Source organism: Thermofilaceae archaeon (genome assembly GCA_038731975.1).
In the GTDB taxonomy this organism is placed as follows: domain Archaea; phylum Thermoproteota; class Thermoprotei; order Thermofilales; family Thermofilaceae; genus JANXEW01.
Genome location: JAVYQJ010000087.1, coordinates 1 through 2,567, shown reverse-complemented (window position 1 = coordinate 2,567; position 2,567 = coordinate 1). Strand labels below are relative to the sequence as shown.

The 2,567-nt window shown below is 62.2% G+C and carries 2 protein-coding genes; both read right to left on the bottom strand.

The window, feature by feature from the left end; translation table 11 throughout:
* Nucleotides 1-132: 132 nt before the first annotated feature.
* Nucleotides 133-1,455 (bottom strand): ATP-binding protein, encoded by a 1,323-nt coding sequence (locus QXF46_09750; GenBank protein ID MEM0227146.1) that lies wholly within the window; start codon nucleotides 1,453-1,455, stop codon nucleotides 133-135.
* Between the two features lie 122 nt (nucleotides 1,456-1,577).
* A partial coding sequence (locus tag QXF46_09745) for a M20/M25/M40 family metallo-hydrolase (GenBank protein MEM0227145.1) occupies nucleotides 1,578-2,567 on the bottom strand: 990 nt, incomplete at its 5' end.

The following is a 2,567-nucleotide window of genomic DNA, read 5'->3' as shown; positions in this document are numbered from 1 at the left end:
ATCCAGGTGGCGTTAAACTACGTGATCAGGCACGAGAGGGTTATGGCGATAGTGAAGAGCGAGAATGTCGAGCACATCAGAGAGCTGCTGGGCTCGATGGGCTGGAGGTTGGCTCCGGAGGACGTGCAGGCCTTAGCCTCGATTTAGCAGCCACTTCCATAGGGGGGTGTAGCGCACCTCGAGGCCCTCGAACTCCTCCCTCCCCTCATAGTCCCACGTGATGATGAGCGCGTCGCGGCAGCCGAGCTCCTCGCCAGCCTTCCGGAGCGCCTCCAGCTCCCTCCCCTTCACCTCCGACCTGCTGCTCGCGTAGGTGACCTGAACCAGCTGCCTCACCTTCAGCCCTTGGATGAGGACGAAGTCCACCTCCCTGCCCTCCCTCCTCCCGTACTCCCTCCAGTACCGGAGCTCCCACCCCCTCCTCACAAGCTCGACGGCGACCGCGTTCTCCATCAGCCTCCCAAGGTTCTCGGCGGCCTCCGGAACGAGGGTGGTGATGATCCCGTTGTCAACCACGTATGCCTTTCTCGGGTACTGTCGCCTGCTTCTAGCGGAGGGCGAGTGGATCTGGGAAAGGAAGAGGAGGTACGCTTGCTGGGCGCAGGAGACGTACTTGATGAGGGTTGCTTTGCTGCAGCGCAAGCCCAGCGATTTGACGTAGTTGTGCAGCTTCGACGCGCTGTAGAGCCCCGCGAAGCTGGAGATCAGTGCGGTCAGCAGGGCGTCGAGCAGCTCGGGGTCGAGCTTGCACCTATCGACGAGGTCACGGTAGAAGATCGCCTCGTAGTGGGCCTTGAGCACGCGCCTCTTCTCCTCCGGGTCCTCGGTCAGCACGACGCGCGGGAAGCCGCCGTAGACGAGGTACTCCTCGAGCAGCCCCAGGACCCTACCCCTCTCCTCCAGGTAGGTGAGGACCTCCGCGTCGCCGACCTCGAAGCCCCTAGCCTTGAGGAACTCCCGGAAGCTGAAGGGGAGCACGAGGTAGTCCGCGCTCCTGCCGCGCAGGGAGTCCGCGATCTCGCGGCTCGTGAGCTTCGAGGTGGAGCCGGTGATGTAGAGCCGGAACCCTCCCCTATCGTGGATGCGGCGCACCCACTTGTCCCAGTCCGCGACCAGCTGAACCTCGTCCAGCAGGAGGTAGATCGGGTGGCCCGGGTCCGGCTTGAAAAGCTGGAAGTACACCTTCAGCATCTCCTCCAGGTCGTTCGCGTCCAGCCTCCTCAACCTCTCGTGCTCGAAGTTGACGTAGAGGATGTTATCACGCGGGACACCCGCTTCCACTAGCTCGCGAACCAGCTGGAAGAGCCGGAATGTCTTACCCGCCTGCCGTGGTCCCACGACCGTGACGATTGAGGGGAGCGCATGGGGGAGCTCAACCTCCCGCTCCACAATCCACGGTGGCTTCCAAACCTTCCATTCCGCCAGCACGCGCTTGAAGTCCTCCGACCTGTTCACGCGCCTACCTGCTGCGCGCCCTTAAAACTGTTCTCATGGAGAACAACTTTGGTTAAATGCTGTTTCCATACAGAACAACTTTGAGGGATGGTAGGGCTACGCTGGAAGCCCTGCTGCAGGCGTCACTTCACCCTGGCGTAGAAGCCTTCCAAAGTTCTAGTGAGAACCCTGTAGCAGAACTCCACGTTCTTGATGGACACTCTTTCATCCACCCCGTGGACCATCTTCAGCAGCTCCCTCAGGGGCAGGTCGGCCCTCAGTGGGACGAAGCCGTACGCGACGCTGCCGAAGGCGGTTCTGAAGAACCTCGAGTCGGTGCCCCCCGTAGACATGTAGGGTGCCACCAGCGCTCCGGGAACCTCCGAGTGGACAGCGTCCTGGATGGCGTGGAAGAGGGGCGTGTCGAGGGGGCTCTCGGTTGCAGGCTCCCTATGGATGAACTCGAGCTCGAACTCCAACCCCTCAAGCGCTCTAGCCACGTAGCTCTTCACCCACTCCTCCCCGTACCCCGGCAGGAGTCTGCAGTCGACGCTCAACTCGCAGTAGGAGGGGATGATGTTGACCTTATTCCCGCCCTGCACGACCGTGGGGGACATCGTGTTCCGAAGCATCGCGTCGATCATTGGGGCCGAATCTCCCGCGAGCTTCACGATCAACCCTGCACCGAACCGGGTGGCCAGCAACGCCCTCAGAGGGGGCGGAACCCCCCTTGCCTCGAGGAAACCGGCTATCATCCTCTTCGCCGGTAGCTTCAAGTCGACCGGTGGCTGCTTTGCGCCGAGCCTCCTGGCTGCTTCAGCCGCCTTCAGAAGGGCGTTGTCGCCCGATTTCGGCATCGAGGCGTGGCCCGGCCTCCCCTTGAACTTCAGCTTGAACCAGAAGACACCCTTCTCAGCCGTCTGGACCAGAAACAAGCTCCTTCTTCCGGGGTGCTCGAAACCCCCACCCTCGTTGATCACGTAGTCAGCCTTAACCAGGTCCGGGTGGTTCCCGACCAGCCAGCCGGCACCCATTCTACCGCCCATCTCCTCGTCCGCCGTCGCGGCGTAGATCAGCTTCCCCCTGAACTTCCCAGTCTCGGCGAAGTCGAGGAAGACCCTCAGCATGACGGC